The organism is Modestobacter marinus, assembly GCF_019799945.1.
Taxonomy (GTDB): Bacteria; Actinomycetota; Actinomycetes; order Mycobacteriales; family Geodermatophilaceae; genus Modestobacter; species Modestobacter marinus_B.
In genome coordinates, this window is the sequence record NZ_JABGCH010000121.1 from 1 (window position 1) to 1,086 (window position 1,086).

The window sequence follows — 1,086 nt, forward strand, 5'->3', positions numbered from 1 at the left end:
TGTTCTGAACACGGACGTTGGTGACGGCGAGCGGCGTGGGTCGATGACATGAGGAAGACCTCCGAGTGAGGTGTGGAGCTGTCTAGGAACCGCTCCTCAACCCGGAGGCCTTCATGTCCCACGCTAATGCCACCCTGACCCCGCGCGGCCGGTTGCTCCTGGCTCGTTGTGTCGTGATCGATGGCTGGTCGCTGCGGCGAGCCGCCGAGCGGTTCTCCGTGTCGGTGACCACCGCCAAGCGCTGGGCCGATCGCTTCCGCCTGTTCGGCGAGGCGGGCATGGTCGGGCGTTCCTCCCGGCCGCATCGCAGCCCCCGGCGCACGCCGTCCCGGACCGAGCGGCGGATCCTGGGGCTGCGGGTGGCGCGCCGCTGGGGTCCGGCGCGGATCGCCTTCCACTTGCGGCTGGCGGTCTCCACGGTCGGCCGGGTGCTGCGCCGCTACGGCGCTCCACCGCTGCGCTTCCTCGATCCGGCCACCGGCACCCGGATCCGCGCCAGCCGGCCGGCCCCGGTCCGCTACGAGCACCCCGCGCCCGGAGAGCTGGTGCACGTCGACATCAAGAAGCTCGGCCGGATCCCCGACGGCGGCGGGCACCGGGTGCACGACCGTGCCGCCGCCCAGAAGATCAAGAAGACCGCCACACCGGGCTACGCCTATCTGCACCACGCCATCGACGATCACTCGCGGCTGGCCTACTCCGAGATCCTCACCGACGAGCGCCAGGAGACCGTGGTGGCCTTCTGGACCCGCGCGCGGGCCTGGTTCACCGACTGCGGCATCACGGTGCAGCGGGTGCTCACCGACAACGGCTCGGCCTACCGCTCCAGGCTGTTCGCCCAGGCCCTCGGCCCGGCGATCAAGCACAAGCGGACCCGGCCCTACCGACCGCAGACCAACGGCAAGGTCGAGCGGTTCAACCGGACCCTGCTCGAGGAATGGGCCTACGCCCGCCCGTATGCCAGCGAAGCCGAGCGCGTCGCCGCCTATCCCGACTTCCTGCACCGGTACAACCATCACCGCGGCCACACCGCACTCGGCGGACTCCCTCCCGCCGCCCGCGTTACCAACCTGACGGGACAGAACA

Annotated in this window: 1 protein-coding gene; it reads left to right on the forward strand. The window is 70.8% G+C overall.

From position 1 onward, the window contains the following. Positions 1–113: 113 nt before the first annotated feature. A partial coding sequence (locus tag HK417_RS24350) for an IS481 family transposase (RefSeq protein ID WP_222273349.1) occupies positions 114–1,086 on the forward strand: 973 nt, incomplete at its 3' end.